Below are 20697 nucleotides of genomic sequence, written 5' to 3' on the forward strand. Positions count from 1 at the left end.
GCTATCTTGAGTTTTACATTTTGACATCAAGCCCCGCCAGAACAGGCCGATATTAAAAACGATCGGAACATAATAACACCTGAGAAAATGGGGTAATCATGCATAAACTTTTTGTCAGCGATGATATATCCGGTACGGACCTTGAGCCTAAACAAACGGCGACCTTGATTAAACGTGCTTTGCAGCTGATGTTTTCTCTGTTGGCAGTGCTGTTTATTGTTGCGATTGTCGCGCTGCTGACCATCGTGCGAAACATCAATGACAGCAGCGATAAGCACAGCGCCATGCTGCTGGAAAAAGCGATCCACAACCGCGTAGATACCCTCACAACCCACATCAAAGATTATGCCTGGTGGGGCGAAGCCTATCAGCACCTGCATCCCAAAATAGATACCGACTGGGCTTATACCCGGCAGAACATGGGAGCCACGCTGTGGCGCGATTTTGAGTACGAAGGACTGTTCGTGCTCGACGGCAGCGGGAAGACCCGTTACAGCGTGATTAACGGCAAGCTGGTGACAGACTCACTGCAATCGTGGCTGGGTGAAGATCCCTTGCCCGAGCTGATTCAAAAAATAAACAAGCCGGACGCGATTCCTGTATCCAGTACAGTGGTGATGAAGGGCGGCTATCCGGCGCTGGTGGCAGCGGCACGCATCACAACCGGTGACGACTCAAGCATCCCTGTTGCTCCCGGCCCCGCCTCTGTGCTGGTCTTTGTCGACGTGCTGGATAGCCCTAAGCTCACTGCGCTGGGTGAAGAGTACGGTATCGCCCAGACTCGCGTGCAGCATAAAAACTCACCGAGGCTGGCAGGACGACGCGGGGTGGCTACCCTCCCCGTTGACGGCCAGCAAGTGACCTTTGAATGGAAAAGCGAAAATCCGGGGCGGGAGCTGCTGCGCTATATCCTGCCGCTGCTGATCCTGCTGGCGCTTTGTACCGCTATTCCCGGCGTAATGCTGGGACGCAACGCGCTCAAAAAGGCGCGCATGTATGATGAAAATACCTATCTGCTGGCCCAGAACCGTCTTGCCCTGACGGCCAGCGAGCGCCGTTTTCGTGACGTCGCCGAGGCGACCACCGACTGGATCTGGGAGACCGACCCGGAGCTGCGTTTTACCTGGCTTTCCGAGCGTTTTCCCGGCATTACCGGGTACAGCATATCGTCCTGGATCGGCCGCCCGCTCAGCGAGCTAATGTCCGCGGAAAACCAGTCGCTGGCAGACTGGATTACCCTCCCCGGGCAGACAGGGCATCGCCGCCTGCTGCACTGCCGCTATCTTTCCGCGATGGGACATCAACGCTACTGCCATATTGCGATCAAACCTGTCATCACACCGGAGGGGATAACCGGCTACCGGGGCACTGCCACGGATGTCACGCTGGAGGTGGAGGCCCAGGCACGCGTGGAGTATCTCTCCCGCCACGACGAACTGACCGGGCTGCCCAACCGGGTGCGCATGCGCGAGTTTCTGGAGGGCAAGTTGCAGGCGCAACCTACTCAGCAGCATCCGCTGGCAATGCTTAGCCTCGATCTCGATAAGTTTAAGCCGGTTAACGATCTCTTTGGTCATGGTGCCGGTGACGCCGTACTGCATGAGGTCTCAGCCAGGCTACGGCACTGTATCCGCGATTACGATCTGGTGGCGCGCCAGGGCGGAGACGAGTTTATTCTGGTGATCTCCGACATCCATGACCGGCGGTACATCGATACCCTGTGCGAGCGCATCATTGCCGAGCTGACGCGCCCGTTCCTGATCAACGGAAATGAGATCGTGATCGGCGCCAGCATCGGGATCGCCATGGCACCGCATGATGCCGTCGACGCGGGCGAACTCCTGCGCTTCTCGGACATCGCGCTGTACAAAGCCAAAAGCACCGGGCGCAATAAATGGGTGTTCTATATGCCTGAAATGGCCGAGCAGATGGTGCAGCGCCGGGAGATGGAAAAGAGCCTGCGCGACGGGATTAAAAAAGAGCAGTTCTATCTGGTCTACCAGCCGCGTTACGGTCATGACTTATCGCGGATCATCGCCGTAGAGGCGTTAATTCGTTGGGATCACCCTGAGCTTGGCCTGATCATGCCGGATCAGTTTATTTCTCTGGCCGAAGAGACCGGGCTGATTATTCCGCTCAGCGACTGGGTGCTGAAAACCGCCTGCCGGGACGCGCAGGAGACGCTGCACGGCCTCTCGGTTTCGGTGAATATCTCTGCGGTCGAGTTCCAGTCCTGGCAGGTGGTGGATCGCATCAAGGAGGCGCTACAGCTCTCGCAATTAGATCCGGCCCGACTGGAGATCGAAATTACCGAAAACGCCACCCTGTGGAACCCGGAAAACAGTCTCGAAATCATGCTGGCGCTGAAGAAACTTGGCGTGAAGCTGTTGATGGACGATTTTGGAACCGGCTACTCCTCCCTGAGCTATCTGCGCAATTTCCCGTTCGATGGCATTAAGCTGGATAAATCCTTTATCGACGGCATGCCGGAGAGCGACAGCGCCAACACCATCGTTGAAAATATTATCGGCCTGGGCAAAGCCTTTTCGCTGAGTATTACGGCAGAAGGGGTGGAGACCGAAGGGCAGCTCCAGAAGCTGATGATGATGAAGTGCGATGAAACGCAGGGCTATTTTATCAGCAGGCCGCTCAGCCTGACGGCGTTACAGGAGCAAATATCCGCGCTGGATTCGGCGGCACAGGGACGCAATGAACAGAATAGTCAGGGATAGCGCGGGCAGCAGCCGCTGCCCGCGTAGGGATTATGCCCGAATGGTATCGTCACCGAAGCCGATCCACTTGTAGGTGGTCAGCGCTTCCAGCCCCATCGGGCCGCGCGCGTGCAGCTTCTGGGTGCTGACCGCCACTTCGGCGCCAAGGCCAAACTGGCCACCATCGGTAAAGCGAGTGGAGGCGTTCACGTACACGGCTGACGAGTCCACTTCGTTCACAAAGCGGTTGGCATTGCTCAGGGTGCGGGTGAGGATCGCATCCGAATGCTGGGTGCCGTGGGCACGAATATGGGCGATGGCGTCATCCAGATCGGCAACCACCTTCACGTTCAGATCCAGCGACAGGAACTCGTCGTCATACTGTTCTGCTTTCACCGCCTCAACCTTCGCCGGGCCGTCTTTCAGCTGCGTTAGCGCATTGGGATCCGCGTGCAGGGTCACACCGCTCTGTGCCATCTGCTGGCTCAATGCAGGCAGGAAGCGATCGGCGATACGCTGATGCACCAGCAGCGTTTCCACCGTGTTACAGGTGCTTGGGCGCTGGGTTTTGGCATTGACAATGATCTTCAGGGCCGGTTCGATCTCGGCGGTGTCATCGACAAAAATATGGCACACGCCGATACCGCCGGTGATAACCGGGATCGTCGATTGCTCGCGGCACAGTTTGTGCAGCCCTGCCCCGCCGCGCGGGATCAGCATGTCGATGTATTTGTCCATGCGCAGCATTTCGTTGACCAGCGCACGATCCGGACTTTCAATCGCCTGAACCGCACCGGCTGGCAGACCGCACTCTTCCAGCGCCTGCTGGATCACTTTTACCGTTGCGGCGTTGGTGCGCCAGGTCTCTTTCCCGCCGCGCAGGATAGCCGCGTTGCCAGTTTTCAGGCACAGCGAGGCGACATCAACAGTCACGTTCGGGCGCGCTTCGTAGATCACCCCAATGACGCCAAGCGGCACGCGGCGGCGTTCGATGCGCAGGCCGCTGTCCAGCAGTCCGCCGTCAATCACCTGCCCGACCGGATCGGCCAGGCTGCATACCTGACGCACGTCATCGGCAATGCTTTTCAGGCGCGCGGGGTTTAACGCCAGACGATCGAGCATCGCCTCGCTCAGGCCGTTGCGGCGGGCTTCCAGCAGATCCTGCTCGTTGGCGAGCAAAATCTCGTGAGACTGGGCTTCCAGATACTCTGCAATTTTTTCCAGCACGCGATTTTTCTCGCGGCTGGAAAGGAGCGCCAGTTTGTAAGAGGCGGCTTTGGCAGCAGCGCCCATTTGTTCCAGCATGTCCAGCTCCTTAACGGGTGATCATATCGTCGCGATGGACAGCAACCGGGCCATACTCATAGCCGAGAATGGCATCGATCTGCTGTGAATGATGGCCTGCAATACGGCGCAGCGCGTCGCTGTTGTAGCGGCAGACGCCGTGGGCGATGTCGCGCCCTTCCAGATTACAGATACGGATCACTTCACCACGGGAGAAGTTGCCTGTCACGTTTTTAATTCCTTTTGGAAGCAATGAGCTGCCTCTTTCCAGAATAGCGGCCGTGGCACCTTCATCAACGGTGATCTCCCCGGCAGGCGGTGCCCCGAAAATCCAGCGTTTGCGGTTTTCCAGCGGGGTGGCTTCGGCGTGGAAACGTGTTCCAACGGAAATGCCTTCCATGACATCGCCAATCACACCCGGACGGCTGCCGGCGGCGATGATGGTGTCGATACCCGCGCGGCACGCGACGTCGGCGGCCTGGAGCTTTGTGCCCATCCCGCCAGTGCCGAGGCCAGAGACGCTGTCGCCTGCAATGGCGCGCAGCGCATCGTCGATGCCTTTTACATCGGTGATCAGTTCGGCTTGCGGGTTAGTGCGAGGGTCTGCGGTAAACAGCCCCTGTTGATCGGTGAGCAGCAGCAGCTTATCGGCCCCTGCCAGAATAGCGGCCAGCGCCGACAGGTTATCGTTGTCGCCAACCTTAATTTCTGCGGTGGCGACCGCATCGTTTTCGTTAATGACCGGAACGATGTTGTTATCCAGCAGCGCGCGCAGGGTATCGCGGGCGTTGAGGAAACGCTCGCGATCTTCCATATCGGCGCGGGTCAGCAGCATCTGTCCGACGTGAATGCCGTAGATAGAGAACAGCTGTTCCCAGAGTTGAATCAGGCGGCTTTGTCCGACGGCTGCCAGCAGCTGCTTGGAGGCAATGGTCGCGGGGAGTTCGGGATAACCCAGATGCTCACGTCCGGCGGCAATCGCCCCGGAGGTGACAATCACAATACGGTGCCCTGCGGCATGAAGCTGTGCGCACTGGCGTACCAGTTCGACAATGTGGGCGCGATTAAGGCGGCGCGATCCGCCTGTTAACACACTGGTGCCGAGTTTTACCACCAGCGTCTGGCTGTCACTCATGATTCTCTGCCGTTCAACAATAAGGGAAATGAAATCAATCAGACTTTTTATCAGGACTGGGGCCGGTTGCCAACCGCCTTAACGCTCAGGCTACCACTTTGTTGCGCGGGATCAGGAAGCGTAGCGGCAAAGGTTGACACTTTTATTACTGAAATAAAAAAACACAGTATTTTAAACTTATTCTGTATTTGTCATAAAACGTTCACTTCATAACGTTAAAACCCTTCCTGTTTTTTCACGGAACAAAAGCTTGAGCTTACTGTTCAGCGAATATTAGCGCGTTTATAAGAAACCAGGATTGAAAATGAAAAAGAGTACTCTGGCATTAGTGGTAATGGGCATTGTGGCATCTTCATCTGTACAGGCAGCCGAAGTATTTAATAAAAACGGCAATAAACTGGACGTGTACGGTAAAGTGAAAGCAATGCATTATCTCAGCGATGATGATGCCAAAGATGGTGACCAGACTTATGTGCGTTTCGGCTTTAAAGGCGAAACCCAAATTAACGAACAACTGACCGGTTATGGCCGTTGGGAAGCTGAATTTTCCGGCAATAAAGCTGAAAGCGACGCGACACAGAAAACCCGTCTGGCCTTCGCCGGTATCAAGCTGAAAGACTTCGGTTCATTCGACTACGGTCGTAACCTCGGCGCCCTGTATGACGTCGAAGCCTGGACTGATATGTTCCCGGAATTCGGCGGTGACTCCTCTGGACAGACCGACAACTTCATGACCAAACGCGCCAGCGGTCTGGCGACTTACCGTAATACCGACTTCTTCGGCGCCATTAATGGCCTGGACCTGACCCTGCAATATCAGGGTAAAAACGAAGGCCGCGAAGCGAAGAAACAGAACGGCGACGGCTTCGGTACGGCTCTGAGCTATGATTTTGGCGGCAGCGATTTCGCCATCAGCGGCGCCTACACCAACTCTGACCGCACCAATGCCCAGAACCTGCTGGCACGTGGCGAAGGTGAAAAAGCCGAAGCCTGGGGCACCGGTCTGAAATATGACGCGAACAACCTCTACCTGGCAACCATGTATACCGAGACGCGTAATATGACGCCAATCTCCGGTGGCTTCGCCAATAAAGCGCAGAACTTCGAAGCGGTTGCACAATATCAGTTTGACTTTGGTCTGCGCCCATCTCTGGGTTATGTCCAGTCTAAAGGCAAGGATATTGAAGGCATCGGTGATGAAGATATCGTGAAATATATCGACGTCGGCGCGACCTATTATTTCAACAAAAATATGTCGGCCTTTGTTGATTATAAAATCAACCAGATTGATGACGATAATAAACTGGGCGTGAGCAGCGATGATATCGTTGCCCTGGGCATGACCTACCAGTTCTGATTTCGCGAAATAAAAAACCCGGCGCGGTATGGCCGGGTTTTTTTATTGTCTGTTTTTACGCCAGGCGTTAAGCGGTCAGCTTAACCGGTTCGTTGGTAAAGTCGTCAGCAGGTTCGAGTTTCAGATCGAACGTCGCCAGCAATGTACGGGCTTTCTCGTGGAATTCACGCAGGGTATGCTCAAGGCGCTGGACCACTTCAGGATCCTTAATCGCCATCGCCTGCCAGTGGCCCTCTTTATCGAACAGGCCAAACTGGTAGTTATAGGTGAAGCGTGACGCTTCGGCTTCCATTTCCATCCACCATCCCCAGAATTCGCGCTTTTCCGGCGCTGGCTTTACGTTAACGCACACGGCCAGGCAGTCGAAAAAAAAGCGATTCTCTTCGCACTGCTCTTCGCGGATGTAGGGGCCAAGAGCCATAAACTTCTTGATCATTCTACTTTTCGGATGTCCACTCGGTAACGTCATTGCGATCTCCTTTTATGAAGCCACTGTTGTACCAAACCTCAAGAAATTAGCAATCTCTTAACACAGTCTCTGATGGATCCAACGCGCAATCTGTTGTAATGCCTTGTCAAAATTTTCGTACACCGGACTAAACGGCACCTCCAGCAGCTTACCCTCGACAGATGACGAGGTGATTAAGCGCGACTCCTCTTCCGGGCTGAAGGGATCGTTTTTCCAGAAGCCAGAGAGCATCGGCGTCGGGCAGCGACGACCCAGTAATCCCTGCGTTTTCAGGGAGTAACGATTGAGTTCCACGCGCAGCGCCTCGTCGGAGGCGTCATGCATGCCCAGGCTGCTGGCCAGTACATCAAGATACATTTCCGGCACGCGCCCCTGTCGTGCGGGTTCGCTTAACAGCGCATGCACCACCGGCCCGAGGCAGGCCACCGCTTTCAGGCGTGAGGATTCCAGATAGGCCAGACGCACGGCGACGTTAGCGCCAAAGCGGAAGCCAAACGCCGCCACCCGGGTGTGATCCACCCACGGATTTTGCTCCAGCGATTTCAGGGCATGCTGGTGGAGCAAGCTGGAATCCTGAGTCAGCTTCCATTTTGACGAGAAGCCAATTGACGGCATGTCGAGCGTCAGCATCGCCAGCCCCTTCGGTGCCAGGTAGCGTTCATACAGGCTGTAGTAATCGGTTTGCAGCGAGTCGAGGCCGCCGCACATCATCACCGTCGGGAAGGGGCCGTCGCCCGGAGGTGTATGCAGGAAGCCGGTCACCGCCGGACCGCCGGGAATGGTAAAGGTGAGTTCGCGCATCTGACCCGGCAGATGCTGGGCCGCTTCCTGGTAAGCACGGTTCGCCAGCGCCTGCGCCTGCTCCGCCAGTTCATCGCCTTTCAGGTGTGGGTAAGCCGCGATGCTGTAGAGGTTACAGGCATGCAGCCAGTGCTTGCCGCTTAACAGGGGATCGTCTTCCTGGCTCGCCTTTTGCTGCCAGATCATCGCCTGTTTTGCCCACTCGTAGATCCAGTTGCCGCCGCGATAACCCACCACCGTGTCGTACAGATCGTCGTCTGTCCGTTCGGCCTGGCTCATTACGATTCGCGCCTGCACATCCAGAATTTCACGGGGATCGATGCCGCGCCAGATCCACATCAGACGGTTGACCATGCGATACCAGTGCGGGACGTTTTTGCCATCCAGCGCCGATTGCACGGCCGGTTGTACGCCACTGTTAAAGCGACGAACCAGCGTCGAGGTTTCCGGGTGTTTGAATTTGGGCTTGAAGAGAATTTCGCTGAGATTCGCCTTGGACATTGCGCGCTGCCTCTTAAGATACGTCAGAGGGCATCATTGTAACGCGACAACGGCGAAAAAAATAACGCCCGGCATCACCGGGCGTTAAAAATGTAGGGATTAGCGGCCTGAAATAGGTGGGACGAATACGACGCCCATATCCCATGGCTGTTCGATCCAGGTATCCTGCGGGATATCAATCACATAATCGTCAACCAGTGGTTTACCTGCTGGCTTAGCGAAGATGGTGACGAAATGCGCTTTAGGATACATTTCGCGGATGGCCACTGCCGTACCGCCGGTATCAACCAGATCGTCAATCACGATGAAACCTTCACCATCGCCTTCGGCGCGTTTCAGCACTTTCAGTTCACGCTGGTTGTCATGGTCGTAGCTGGAGATGCATACGGTATCGACATGGCGAATACCCAGCTCACGTGCCAGCAATGCCCCCGGTACCAGGCCACCGCGGCTAACAGCGATAATGCCTTTCCACTGTTCGGATGGCATCAGGCGTGCAGCCAGTTTACGTGCATGAATCTGCAACATGTCCCAGGTGACGATGTATTTTTCGCTCATGTGAATTGTCCCAGCCTGTTTATATACGGCTTAAAAAGTGTTCGAGGGGGAAAATGGTTGCGCGAGATTATAGAGATCTGAAGCACTAAAAACCAGTGCTAAGCGGTTCCGCCCGGAGTTTTTACTTGCTTACCCCTACCAGCCGACAGAGAAAGTGGTATTCTCGAACCCACCTCGCAAGTCTGACTTGTGGTAACTCTAAACCTGCTAACCCCGTGACCTGCAACATTGTCTGCAGGCTCTCGACAAGGAGACTTACTGTGTCTGAACTGTCTCAATTATCGCCACAACCGCTGTGGGATATTTTTGCCAAAATCTGCTCAATTCCTCACCCGTCTTATCACGAAGAACAGCTTGCCGAACACATCATGGGCTGGGCGAAGGAAAAAGGGCTGCACGCCGAACGCGACCAGGTTGGCAACATTTTGATCCGTAAACCGGCCACCGCCGGGATGGAAAACCGTAAACCGGTTGTGCTGCAGGCGCACCTGGACATGGTTCCACAGAAGAACAACGACACCGTACACGATTTCACCAAAGATCCGATTCAGCCGTACATCGACGGCGAATGGATTAAAGCCCGCGGCACCACGCTAGGTGCGGATAACGGTATCGGTATGGCCTCTGCGCTGGCAGTGCTGGCAGACGATGGCGTTGAGCATGGTCCGCTGGAAGTGCTGCTGACCATGACCGAAGAAGCCGGTATGGATGGCGCCTTTGGTCTGCAACCGAACTGGCTGCAGGCGGATATCCTGATCAATACCGATTCCGAAGAGGAAGGCGAAATCTACATGGGTTGCGCGGGTGGTATCGACTTTATCTCCACGCTGCCGCTGACCCGCGAAGCGATCCCGGCAGGCTTCCAGACCTTCAAGCTGACGCTGAAAGGGCTGAAGGGCGGCCACTCCGGCGGTGATATTCACTTAGGTTTAGGCAATGCCAACAAGCTGCTGGCCCGTTTCCTGGCTGGCCACGCTGCCGAGCTGGATCTGCGTCTGGTGGATTTCAACGGCGGTACGCTGCGTAACGCAATCCCACGCGAAGCTTTCGCCACCGTGGCCGTTGCCGCAGACAAAGCCGATGCGCTGAAAAAGCTCGCTACCGTTTATCTCGATATCCTGAAAAACGAACTGGAAGCGAAAGAGAAGAACCTGACCGTGGTGCTGGAAGCCGTCACGACGGATAAAGCTGCACTGACTGAAGAGTCGCGTGACCGCTTTGTTCAACTGCTGAACGCGACCCCGAACGGCGTGATCCGCAACTCTGACGTAGCGAAAGGCGTGGTTGAAACCTCCCTGAACGTCGGCGTGGTGACCATGGCTGACGACAGCGCAGAGATCATCTGCCTGATCCGCTCCCTGATCGACAGCGGTAAAGATTACGTGGTAAGCATGCTGGAATCGCTGGGCAAACTCTCTGGTGCGCAAACCACCGCCAAGGGCAGCTACCCGGGCTGGCAGCCAGACGCAAGCTCACCGGTGATGGCGCTGGTGCGTGAAACTTATCAGCGTCTGTTCAACAGCACGCCGAACATTCAGGTGATCCACGCGGGTCTGGAGTGCGGTCTGTTCAAGAAACCGTACCCGGATATGGATATGGTTTCCATCGGGCCAACCATTACCGGTCCGCACAGCCCGGATGAGCAGGTGCATATCGAAAGCGTGGGCCATTACTGGACCCTGCTGACGGAACTGCTGAAAGCAATCCCGGCCAAGTAATCCGCCGACAGTTGCCCGGCGGCACTGCGTTTGCCGGGCCTGCGGGTCACACATTGTATCAGGCCCGGTAAGCGTGAGCGCCACCGGGCTTTTTTACAGCCCCAGCACCAGTTGCCGCTCAAGCTGCGGATCCAGCAGAGTGACATGTAACCCCACCAGCCGCACTCCCCGCCCTGCCCGACGCTCTTCCCAGGTTTTCTTGGCGGTCGCAATCAAATCCTCTTTGTTCAGCCGCGGCCAGACGTGTTCCTGGGTGGTTTGCTGGAAGTCGTTAAACTTGAGCTTTACCCCCTGGCGGGCAATCAGCAGATCCGGTTTGACCTTTGCCAGTCGACGCTCCAACTCCGGGTAAAGCTGCCCGACGATAATGGCTTCGCAGTCTGCCCAGTCATGAATATCCTCGGCCAGCGTCCGTTCAACGCCCACGGATTTACGCAGCCGCTCGCTGTTAACGTTGCGCTCATCAATGCCCTGGCTCCGCTCCCACAGCACCCGGCCAAACTTACCGAAGCGCTTAAGCAACATGCTCAGATCGCTGTTCTGTACATCTCCGCAGGTTCGCAGACCCATGTTCTCCAGCTTTGCCGCAGAGACTTTTCCCACGCCGGGGATCTTGGCGAGCGGCAGCGTTTTGATAAACGCCGGCACCTCATCCGGGGTGATGACGTACTGGCCGTTGGGCTTATTGAGATCCGAGGCGATTTTGGCGAGAAATTTTACCGGCGCAATGCCCGCCGAGGCGGTGAGTTGTAGTTCATCGAAAATCGTCTGGCGGATCTCCTGGGCCATCAGCGTGGCAGAGCCGTGACAGTGCAGGCTGTCGGTAACATCCAGATAGGCTTCGTCCAGCGACAGAGGCTCAATCAGAGAGGTGTAGCGTGAAAAAATCTCGCGGATATGGTGGGACGCTTCTTTGTAGGCCTCGAAACGTCCGGGTAATAAGGTCAGGTGCGGGCACAGTTTTAACGCCATTGCGGTCGGCATGGCGCTGCGCACGCCAAACTTACGTGCCGGGTAGTTGGCCGTGCTGATCACCCCGCGCTGCACACGGCTGCCGCCAATGGCAATGGGGATATCCCGCAGCGCCGGGTTATCGCGCATCTCTACCGCAGCGAAAAAACAGTCCATATCGACATGGATTATCTTGCGCATCATCGTCACCACACCTGTAATTATGCACAGTATAACAAAGTGCAAAAAATGCGTCAGCAGATTTACCGTCTCACTCCTGTCATTAAAGCGTGGTACAAGAATACGCCATCAAGCATTTACAACTCATTGAATTACATGATTTAAAATGGAAAATTATTCATGAAAAAAATGATTATCGCCTCACTTGTGCTCACCACCTCCGCCTGGGCCAGCCCACAAATGATTGCTCACCGTGGAGGAACCGCCGACGCGCCGGAGAATACCCTTCCGGCTATCCAGCTGGCGCTGGAAAACCGCGCTCAGGCTATCTGGGTCACCGTGCAGCTCAGCCGTGACGGTGCGCCGGTGCTTTATCGTCCCAGCGATCTCAGCGCATTAACCACAGCAAAGGGAAAGATTTCGCAGTACACCCAGGCGGAACTGGCGACAGTTGATGCCGGGGCTAAATGGAAAGAAAAGGTCGCCGGGAGCACAATTCCAACCCTGAAAGTGGTGCTTGAACGCTGGCCTGACACCCCGTTTTACATCGATATTAAATCTCCCGACGCCGATCCGGCTGAGATGGGTAAACAGCTACTTAGCGTGCTGAAAGAGACCAACAGCCTGACGCGTGTTCGCGTATATTCCACAGAGGATCGCTATCTGGATGCGCTGCCTGCGGAAGTGCCGCGCTTTGTCACCCGCAGTGAAACACGCACCCGGCTGGCGAATATCTCGCTGAACCACGTTTGCCAGACGCCGGCAAAGAAAATGGATGCGTACTGGTACGGGCTGGAACTGAATCGCAAGGTAGAGGTGGTGGAGAAATTCACGCTGGGCGATGGTATCTCCCCGGCAACCCTGACGTGGGATAAGGAGGCGATGGACTGTTTCCGCTCTCAGGGAAATGCCCATGTGATCCTGCTCGGTGTTAACTCCGCAGAGGATTACCAGAAAGCACAAGCATTGGGGGCGGACGGCGTGATGGTGGATTCGCCCGCGCAGGCCAGCGCCTGGCTTAAGTAAAAAAGCAGGCCGCTGTCGCGGCCTGTATTATTCAGAGGATCCGGTTCTGCTGGCGTTGCGCTTCTCGTGCAATACGCTTTTTACGCGCGTCGCACGGCTCCGGGCAATCGCAGACTTTTTCCATCCCCAATGAGGAGATGCCGCCGCAGCTGCCCTGAATACTTTTGCGCTTAATCAACCAACCGAGCGACATGCCAAACACCACCAGCACAAACATCGCAAAGGTCAGCAGGAAGGTCATCATCATCAGCCTCCAAAATCATCCAGCATGATGTTCTCATCCTCTACACCGAGATCCTGCAACATTTTGATGACAGCGGCGTTCATCATCGGCGGCCCGCACATGTAGAACTCGCAGTCTTCCGGGGCGGCATGATGTTTGAGATAGTTTTCATACAGCACGTTATGAATGAACCCGGTATAACCGGTCCAGTTGTCTTCCGGCAGCGGATCGGAGAGCGCAATGTGGAAGCTGAAGTTCGGGTTGTCGCGCGCCAGCTGTTCGAACTCCTCCTGATAGAACATTTCACGCAGCGAACGAGCGCCATACCAGAAGCTGATCTTACGCTGACTGCCCAGGCGCTTAAGCTGATCAAAAATGTGCGAGCGCATCGGCGCCATCCCGGCGCCCCCGCCGATAAAGACCATTTCGGCGTCGGTCTCTTTGGCAAAGAACTCACCAAACGGACCGGAGATGGTGACCTTATCACCCGCTTTCAGCGACCAGATATAAGACGACATGATCCCCGGCGGCGCATCCGGTACGCCCGGCGGCGGCGTGGCGATACGCACGTTGAGCATGATGATGCCCCTCTCTTCCGGGTAGTTGGCCATGGAGTAGGCGCGCAGCGTCGGCTCTTTGACCTCAGAGACAAAGCGGAACAGGTTGAATTTATCCCAGTCACCGCGGTACTCGTCAGGAACGTCAAAGTCTTTGTACGCGACAGTATGCGCCGGGCATTCAATCTGAATGTAGCCGCCCGCACGGAACGGCACATCTTCGCCATCGGGAACGCGCAGCTTCAGCTCTTTAATGAAGGTGGCTTTGTTATCGTTGGAGATAACTTCACACTGCCACTTTTTCACGCCGAAGATCTCCTCCGGCAGTTCAATCTTCATGTCCTGGCGCACCGCCACCTGACAGGCCAGACGACAGCCCTCTTTCGCCTCACGCTTGCTAATGTGTGACAGCTCGGTCGGCAGAATATCCCCGCCGCCCTCTTTGACCGTGACCCGGCATTGCCCGCAGGAACCACCGCCGCCGCAGGCAGAAGAGATAAAAATGCCATTGCCGGAAAGCGTGTTCAGCAGCTTGTCACCTGCAGGGGTGCGGATCTGCTTATCCGCCTCATCGTTAATCTCGATGATCACATCGCCGGAGTTCACCAGCTTTGACCGCGCCACCAGAATTAGCCCTGAGAGCACCAGCACGATCAACGTGAACATCACTACGCCAAGTATAATTTCCATCTATTTTGCCCTTACAGCTGCACACCGGAGAAGGACATAAAGCCCAGCGCCATCAGACCGGTGGTGATAAAGGTGATCCCTAAGCCGCGCAACCCGGCCGGCACGTTGGCATACTTCATTTTTTCGCGCAGACCCGCCATCGTCACGATGGCAAGCATCCAGCCGATACCAGAGCCGAAGCCGTACACCACCGACTCGGTAAAGTTGTAATCACGCTGTACCATAAACGACACGCCGCCGAAGATGGCGCAGTTCACGGCGATCAACGGCAGGAAGATCCCCAGCGCCGTGTAGAGTGACGGGAAGTATTTATCAAGGATCATCTCCAGGATCTGCACCAGCGCCGCAATGACGCCAATGAAGGTGATGAAGTTGAGGAAGCTCAAATCAACCCCCTCCACCAGCGCACCGTCGCGCAGCACCAGGTTAAAGACCAGGTTGTTAATCGGAACCGACAGCCCTAACACCACCGTGACGGCAACGCCCAGCCCGAAGGCGGTCGATACCTTTTTAGACACGGCAAGGAACGTACACATGCCGAGGAAAAACGCGAGCGCCATGTTTTCAACAAACACCGCCCGCACAAACAAACTCAGGTAATGAGCCATTGTCGGTTACTCCTTTTCCTGCTGCTCAGGGCGCCAGGTTCTCACCGCCCAGATCAGCAAACCGATAATGAAGAACGCGCTGGGGGCCAGCAGGAACAGACCGTTCGGCAGATACCAGCCACCGTTTTGCACGGTATCCAGTACGGTGATGCCAAACAGCTTGCCGCTACCGATCAGCTCACGCAGGAAACCGACCGTCAGCAGGATCACGCCATAGCCGAGACCGTTGCCGATCCCATCCATAAAGCTGGCCAGCGGCGGCATCTTCATGGCATAGGCCTCTGCGCGTCCCATTACGATGCAGTTGGTGATAATCAGGCCGACAAACACCGACAGCTGCTTTGAAGTTTCGTAGGCAAACGCCCGCAGCAACTGATCCACCACGATCACCAGCGAGGCGATAATCGCCATCTGCACGATGATGCGCACGCTGTTGGGGATGTGATGGCGGATCATCGAGATGAACATGCTGGAAAACGCCGTCACCAGGGTTACCGCCAGGGTCATCACCACGGCGGTTTCCAGTTTGGTGGTCACCGCCAGCGCCGAACAGACGCCCAGCACCTGCAGGGTGATCGGGTTATTGGCGATGAGCGGCCCGATAAGAACCCGTTTAACTTCTTTCAGTTCGCCCGCATCAGCCATTGTTCAGCTCTCCTTCACGTACCTTTTTAAGAAAGGGTCCAAAACCCAGCTCACCCATCCAGAAATCAAAGCTGTGCTGAACGCCGTTTGAGGTCAGGGTGGCGCCGGAAAGGCCATCAACGGCGTACTCATCACCCGAACGCGCGCCTCCTTTTATCACTTTCAAAGCCGGTTGGCCGTTATCATCCAGCACTTTTTTGCCCACAAACTGCGCTCGCCAGGCCGGGTTTTCCACTTCGCCGCCCAGCCCCGGGGTTTCCCCCTGATCGTAATAAGTGATGCCTTTAATCGTGCGGCCATCGGTGTTGAGAGCGACGAAGGCGTACATCATCGACCATAACCCGTTGCCATATACCGGAAGAACCAGCTCCTGAACGCGCTTTTGCTCATCGCGCACCAGGTAGATCTCTGCCGTATTGCTGCGACGTTTGATGCCAGCGGGATCCTGGCTGGCTTCCAGTTCAGTGCTGCGCTGCGGATCTTTCAGCGCCTGCACCTGGTTATAGCTGGCCGGATCGCTCTCCAGCAGCTCGCCGGTATTGAGATCGACCAGACGCGGTGTGATGCGTTCAGCGAAGAGCTGCGCCACATCCTCGGCGCTCATTTCGCCCTGCATCAGGCCCGCTACCGCCAAAATGTTACGCTGCTTGTCGAGGGCGCGTTGCTCCTGCTGGCGAGGCTTAAGCCCTACCGCAGAGCCTGCCACCACGATGGAACAGACCAGACACAGTACGATGATCACCATCAGCGTCTTGCCGATGCTGTCATTATTTTTCATCTCAGCCACGCGCCTTCCTCCGTTTGATGTTGGCACGCACCACCAGGTAATCGAACAGCGGCGCAAACAGGTTGGCGAACAGGATCGCCAGCATCATTCCTTCCGGGTAGGCCGGGTTGACGACACGAATCAGGACACACATAACCCCGATAAGCGCGCCGTACCACCATTTCCCTTTGTTAGTGAACGAGGCCGAAACCGGGTCGGTCGCCATAAACATCATGCCGAAGGCGAAACCGCCCAGTACCAGATGCCAGTACCACGGCATGGCGAACATCGGGTTGGTGGCTGAGCCGATCAGGTTAAACAGCGTGGCGGTGAGGATCATGCCGAGCATTACACCCGCCACAATGCGCCAGGAGGCGACGCGGCCAAACAGAATGATGGCCCCGCCAATCAGGATCATCAGCGTGGAAACTTCCCCGATCGAGCCAGGAATGGTGCCGATAAAGGCATCGAACCAACTCACTGGCTGGCCGGTCGCGTTGTTGATCAACGACTCGCCGCCATGGGCGGCCCACTGCGACAGTGGCGTCGCACCAGAGAAACCGTCCGCTGCCGTCCAGACCAGATCGCCAGAGATCTGCGCCGGGTAGGCAAAGAACAGGAACGCCCGTCCGGCCAGAGCCGGGTTAAGGAAGTTGCGTCCGGTGCCACCGAAGATCTCCTTCGCCATCACCACGCCAAAGCTGATACCCATCGCCGCCTGCCACAGAGGCAAGGTCGGAGGAACAATCAGGGCAAACAGAATGGAGGTAACAAAGAAGCCTTCGTTGATCTCATGCTTGCGGATAATCGCGAACAGCACTTCCCAGAAGCCGCCGACCAAAAATACCGTCAGGTAGATAGGCAGGAAATAGACCGCTCCCAGCGTCATCATGCTGATCCAACCAGCATCCGGGGTAAAGCTGACGCCGAGCATCTGCGCCACCCGGTAGTGCCAGTCGCCTGCGATAACCTGCGACAGCTGCTGGGCATCATAAAGATGCGTCAGCGCGGGGATCGTTTGCAGACCAACGTTATACATACCCCAGAACATCGCCGGGAACACTGCGAACCAGACGAGGATCATCATGCGCTTGAGGTCGATGGCGTCGCGCACGTGCGCAGCCCCTTTTGTGACCTGGCCTGGCGTATAGAGCAACGTCGCGGTCGCTTCAAATAGCGGGTAATACTTTTCCAGCTTGCCGCCGTGGGTAAAATGCGGCTCCAGCTTTTCAATGAGATGTTTCAGGCCCATCAGTTATCCTTCCTGCTCAATGCGGGTTAACACCTCGCGCAATACGGGTCCGTATTCGTATTTACCGGGGCAAACGTAGGTGCACAGCGCCAGATCTTCTTCATCCAGTTCGAGGCAGCCCAGCGCCTGGGCACTGTCGGTATCGCCCGCCAGCAGATCGCGCAGCAGCAGGGTCGGCAGGATGTCGAGCGGCATTACGCGCTCGTAGTTACCGATGGGCACCATAGCCCGCTCGCCGCCATGGGTATCCGTGGAGAAGTTAAACAGTTTGTTGCGCAGGAAGTGGCCCAGCGTCGTGCGGGTAACGGAGAACTTCTCTTTGCCGGGCATTACCCAGCCGAACAGCTCTTTCTCGCGTCCCTCTTTCACCACGCTTATCTGTAAATGAAAACGCCCAAGATAAGCATGGGCACCTACTGCATGCCTGCCGCTCAGCACAGACCCCGAAATATGGCGGTTTTCGCCCTCCAGGGTTTCGTCCACCAGCAGGTCATTGATGTCTGCGCCCAGGCAGGTGCGCACCAGCCGAGGGTTGCGCATCTGTGGGCCGCCCAGAGCGATAACCCGATCGGTATACAGCTCGCCGGTAGTGAACAGCTTGCCGATGGCGATAACGTCCTGGTAGTTAAGATGCCAGACCTGTTTGGTCAGGCTGACGGCCTCCAGGAAATGGATGTGCGTGCCTGGCAACCCTGCCGGATGCGGCCCGGCGAAGGTATTAAACGTTACCTTTCCTTGTGAATGCCCGCCCAGCTTGCCGCCGTTCGCCTGGCAAACATGCACTTTGCCGTCCGTCAGGTGCGTGAGAAGGGTCAGCCCGGCATCGAATGCCTGACGCTGCGCCAGAATAAGAGGCTGCGGGTCAGCGCTAAGCGGGTTGGTATCCATCGCGGTGACAAAGATGGCGGCCGGCACGGTGCCGGGCACCGGCGTTTTGCTGAAAGGACGGGTACGCAGCGCCGTCCACAACCCTGATTCCAGCAGTTGCGCTTGTACAGCCTGACGGGTGAGCGTGGGGAGATCGGCGACATCGTAGCGGGTAAATTCGCGCTGCCGATCGCCTTCAAGCCGGATCACCACCGATTGCAGCACGCGACGTTCGCCACGATGAATGGCCACCACCGTCCCGCTGGCGGGTGCGGTGAAGAGGACGCCGGGATTTTTTTTATCCTCGAATAACGCCTGGCCCTTAGTGACGCTATCGCCCTCCTGCACCAGCATGGTGGGACGCATACCAATGTAGTCGTCCCCCATGATCGCCACATGGCGAGGTGTTGCAGAAGGCAATATCTGCTGTAAAGGGATGCCAGAAATCGGCAAATCAAGTCCTTTTCTGATTCTAATCATAGTGTTAGTTGATATCCATGAGTAACCGTTCCGGCCAGGATGCCGGACGAGTCAGAAGTCGTTGCACAGGATAGAGAAAGGGGGGCGAGAACTCGCCTGTATGAGCAGCAGAACCTTGGATGATCCTGAAAAAGCGTCCTTTCTTACCCTTCAGTCATAAGACGGCCGCAGTGTACCATTTTCCCCTATCAGGCGGCAGGGATAACGCAGCGGCAGGTGCTAAAATGCGACCGATTACGCAAAGTTCTCAATGCCAGCGCGGTTAATCCAGGTTATAAGGGAAAACTATTTTGTAAACCGACGTGCTGACGCTTGCGAAAAAATGCAGTGGTGCTAATGTGAGCACGCCTAATGCAGATAAATCTGATTTCGGGTCTCTTTTGCCGTCCTGGCAAGTTGGTTATGTTTTATCAAGGAACCTGTAGTATGCGTAAAATCGCATTGTTCATTGCGATGCTTCTTATTCCCTGCGTTTCGTTTGCCGGGCTGCTCAGCAGCAACAGTTCAACGACACCAGTTAGCAAAGAATACAAGCAGCAGTTGATGGGCTCTCCGGTCTATATCCAGATCTTTAAAGAAGAGCGCACGTTAGACCTGTACGTGAAGATGGGTGAGACGTATCAGCTGCTCGACAGCTATAAAATCTGTAACTACTCCGGCGGCCTCGGCCCGAAACAGCGTCAGGGCGATTTTAAAAGCCCGGAGGGGTTCTACAGCGTTCAGCGTAGCCAGCTAAAACCAGACAGCCGCTTCTATAAAGCCATCAACATCGGTTTCCCGAATGCCTTTGACCGTGCGCATGGCTATGACGGTAAATACCTGATGATCCACGGTGCCTGTGTCTCTGTTGGCTGCTACGCCATGACCGACAGCGGAATCGATGAGATCTTCCAGTTTGTGACCGGTGCGCTGGTGTTTGGCCAGTCGGCCGTCCAGGTGAGCATCTATCCGTTCCGTATGACCGACGCTAACATGCAGCGTCATCAACGCTCTTACTATGCGGATTTCTGGAAACAGCTGAAACCGGGTTATGACTACTTCCAGCAGACGCGTAAGCCGCCAACCGTTTCGGTGGTGGATGGACGTTATGTGGTCAGCAAGCCGCTGAGCCACGAAGTTGTCCATCCACAGCTGGCGTCAAACTACGCGCTCCCCGAGACAAAATAAGATCCACTCGCCTGGCATAATCTTTTGCCAGGTTTCGTTGCCGGTCAGCGGCTGCGTTGCAATCACAGTGACCACATCGTTCGGTGTGGTCTCTGTCTGAAAATCAATTTCCACATCCTGATCCAGAAGCTTTGCCACGCCAAAAGGTGCGCGGCGGGTGATCCAGAAAAGATTCGTAGAGCAGAACGCCATCACGTAGCGCCCGTCAGACAACAGCATATTAAACACGCCTTTCTCACGTAACTCAGACGCCAGTGACGCAATGTATTTAAACACGGCGGTCATATTGCTGGGGGTACGTGGGTAGCGCTCAGTCAATTTATGCAGCAACCAGCAGAAGGCCTTTTCACTGTCGGTTTCCCCCACCGGGCGGAAGTTGCCGGTCTCCAGCGATTTATAGCCGCTCAGTTGGCCGTTGTGGGCGTAAGTCCAGTTGCGTCCCCACAGCTCGCGGGTAAACGGATGGGTGTTTTCCAGCGCGACTTCACCGCGGTTGGCCTGGCGAATATGGGCCACCACCGAGCAGGATTTAATCGGATAATCCTGCACCAGTTTGGCAATCGGAGAGTTGAAGCTGGGTTGTGGATCCTTGAACGTGCGACAGCCTTTTCCTTCGTAGAAGGTGATACCCCAGCCGTCTTTATGCGGCCCGGTTCCTCCACCGCGCTGCACCAGCCCGGTAAAACTGAAGCAGATATCGGTCGGCACATTGGCGCTCATCCCGAGCAGTTCGCACATACATCACCTCCAC

At 56.0% G+C, this 20697-nt stretch carries 19 protein-coding genes; 5 read left to right on the top strand and 14 right to left on the bottom strand.

Translation table 11 applies throughout. From position 1 onward, the window contains the following. Positions 1-98: 98 nt before the first annotated feature. Positions 99-2732, top strand: a complete 2634-nt coding sequence (locus ACF8PE_RS06275) for an EAL domain-containing protein (RefSeq protein ID WP_392494695.1) — start codon at positions 99-101, stop codon at positions 2730-2732. A gap of 30 nt (positions 2733-2762) precedes the next feature. Here ACF8PE_RS06275 and proA read toward each other — a convergent pair whose 3' ends face one another. After that, on the bottom strand, positions 2763-4016 hold the full coding sequence (gene proA / locus ACF8PE_RS06280) for a glutamate-5-semialdehyde dehydrogenase (protein WP_032616691.1): 1254 nt from the start codon (positions 4014-4016) through the stop codon (positions 2763-2765). A gap of 10 nt (positions 4017-4026) precedes the next feature. Beyond that, positions 4027-5130: a glutamate 5-kinase gene (proB, locus tag ACF8PE_RS06285; protein WP_032616689.1), complete on the bottom strand. Its 1104-nt coding sequence runs from the start codon at positions 5128-5130 to the stop codon at positions 4027-4029. Positions 5131-5434: 304 nt separating this feature from the next. Here proB and phoE point away from each other — a divergent pair, with 304 nt between their 5' ends. After that, positions 5435-6487, top strand: a complete 1053-nt coding sequence (phoE, locus tag ACF8PE_RS06290; protein ID WP_032616688.1) for a phosphoporin PhoE — start codon at positions 5435-5437, stop codon at positions 6485-6487. Positions 6488-6554: 67 nt separating this feature from the next. Here the strand turns inward: phoE and crl are convergent, their stop codons facing one another. The 3 genes from crl to gpt form a co-directional block, all read right to left on the bottom strand. Further along, the gene (crl, locus tag ACF8PE_RS06295) at positions 6555-6956 is read right to left on the bottom strand and encodes a sigma factor-binding protein Crl (protein WP_032616687.1); all 402 of its coding nucleotides are present in this window, start codon (positions 6954-6956) and stop codon (positions 6555-6557) included. A 57-nt stretch (positions 6957-7013) separates the two neighbouring features. Beyond that, positions 7014-8258 (bottom strand): esterase FrsA, encoded by a 1245-nt coding sequence (gene frsA, locus ACF8PE_RS06300; RefSeq protein ID WP_392494696.1) that lies wholly within the window; start codon positions 8256-8258, stop codon positions 7014-7016. A gap of 99 nt (positions 8259-8357) precedes the next feature. Beyond that, positions 8358-8816: a xanthine phosphoribosyltransferase gene (gpt, locus tag ACF8PE_RS06305; protein WP_032616685.1), complete on the bottom strand. Its 459-nt coding sequence runs from the start codon at positions 8814-8816 to the stop codon at positions 8358-8360. A gap of 260 nt (positions 8817-9076) precedes the next feature. On the opposite strand from gpt, the gene pepD reads away from it, so the two are divergent. Continuing rightward, entirely contained in the window at positions 9077-10534 is a 1458-nt protein-coding gene (gene pepD / locus ACF8PE_RS06310) for a cytosol nonspecific dipeptidase (protein ID WP_032616684.1), read from the top strand. A gap of 93 nt (positions 10535-10627) precedes the next feature. Here the strand turns inward: pepD and dinB are convergent, their stop codons facing one another. Then, positions 10628-11686: a DNA polymerase IV gene (gene dinB, locus ACF8PE_RS06315; protein ID WP_059309143.1), complete on the bottom strand. Its 1059-nt coding sequence runs from the start codon at positions 11684-11686 to the stop codon at positions 10628-10630. A 159-nt stretch (positions 11687-11845) separates the two neighbouring features. Here dinB and ACF8PE_RS06320 point away from each other — a divergent pair, with 159 nt between their 5' ends. Then, complete coding sequence (locus tag ACF8PE_RS06320) at positions 11846-12691, top strand: glycerophosphodiester phosphodiesterase family protein (protein ID WP_151583628.1); 846 nt, start codon at positions 11846-11848, stop codon at positions 12689-12691. Positions 12692-12722: 31 nt separating this feature from the next. Here the strand turns inward: ACF8PE_RS06320 and nqrM are convergent, their stop codons facing one another. Genes nqrM through ACF8PE_RS06355 form a run of 7 tightly spaced genes read right to left on the bottom strand, consistent with a single transcriptional unit; the run spans position 12723 to position 18779 of the window. Next, the gene (gene nqrM, locus ACF8PE_RS06325; protein ID WP_059308677.1) at positions 12723-12938 is read right to left on the bottom strand and encodes a (Na+)-NQR maturation NqrM; all 216 of its coding nucleotides are present in this window, start codon (positions 12936-12938) and stop codon (positions 12723-12725) included. Next, positions 12938-14161, bottom strand: a complete 1224-nt coding sequence (gene nqrF / locus ACF8PE_RS06330) for an NADH:ubiquinone reductase (Na(+)-transporting) subunit F (protein WP_103793502.1) — start codon at positions 14159-14161, stop codon at positions 12938-12940. Before nqrF ends, nqrM begins: the two co-directional genes overlap by 1 nt. 11 nt (positions 14162-14172) lie before the next feature. Beyond that, on the bottom strand, positions 14173-14769 hold the full coding sequence (nqrE, locus tag ACF8PE_RS06335) for an NADH:ubiquinone reductase (Na(+)-transporting) subunit E (RefSeq protein ID WP_032616680.1): 597 nt from the start codon (positions 14767-14769) through the stop codon (positions 14173-14175). A gap of 6 nt (positions 14770-14775) precedes the next feature. After that, complete coding sequence (locus tag ACF8PE_RS06340) at positions 14776-15414, bottom strand: NADH:ubiquinone reductase (Na(+)-transporting) subunit D (RefSeq protein ID WP_032616678.1); 639 nt, start codon at positions 15412-15414, stop codon at positions 14776-14778. Next, positions 15407-16201, bottom strand: a complete 795-nt coding sequence (locus ACF8PE_RS06345) for a Na(+)-translocating NADH-quinone reductase subunit C (RefSeq protein WP_191153119.1) — start codon at positions 16199-16201, stop codon at positions 15407-15409. The genes ACF8PE_RS06340 and ACF8PE_RS06345 overlap by 8 nt, the downstream gene beginning before the upstream one ends. Further along, the gene (locus ACF8PE_RS06350) at positions 16194-17432 is read right to left on the bottom strand and encodes an NADH:ubiquinone reductase (Na(+)-transporting) subunit B (RefSeq protein WP_077226798.1); all 1239 of its coding nucleotides are present in this window, start codon (positions 17430-17432) and stop codon (positions 16194-16196) included. Before ACF8PE_RS06350 ends, ACF8PE_RS06345 begins: the two co-directional genes overlap by 8 nt. Before the next feature lie 3 nt (positions 17433-17435). Further along, complete coding sequence (locus ACF8PE_RS06355; RefSeq protein ID WP_191153120.1) at positions 17436-18779, bottom strand: Na(+)-translocating NADH-quinone reductase subunit A; 1344 nt, start codon at positions 18777-18779, stop codon at positions 17436-17438. Between the two features lie 426 nt (positions 18780-19205). Between ACF8PE_RS06355 and dpaA the strand changes: the two genes are divergently transcribed. Then, positions 19206-19946, top strand: coding sequence for a peptidoglycan meso-diaminopimelic acid protein amidase (dpaA, locus tag ACF8PE_RS06360; protein WP_032616671.1), 741 nt, complete (start codon positions 19206-19208; stop codon positions 19944-19946). Here dpaA and ACF8PE_RS06365 read toward each other — a convergent pair. Further along, positions 19917-20684, bottom strand: a complete 768-nt coding sequence (locus ACF8PE_RS06365) for a class II glutamine amidotransferase (RefSeq protein WP_032616670.1) — start codon at positions 20682-20684, stop codon at positions 19917-19919. The genes dpaA and ACF8PE_RS06365 overlap by 30 nt on opposite strands. Between the last annotated feature and the right edge of the window lie 13 nt (positions 20685-20697).

It is taken from the genome of Leclercia sp. GLN_9, assembly GCF_043105735.1.
GTDB classification, from domain to species: domain Bacteria; phylum Pseudomonadota; class Gammaproteobacteria; order Enterobacterales; family Enterobacteriaceae; genus Enterobacter; species Enterobacter adecarboxylatus.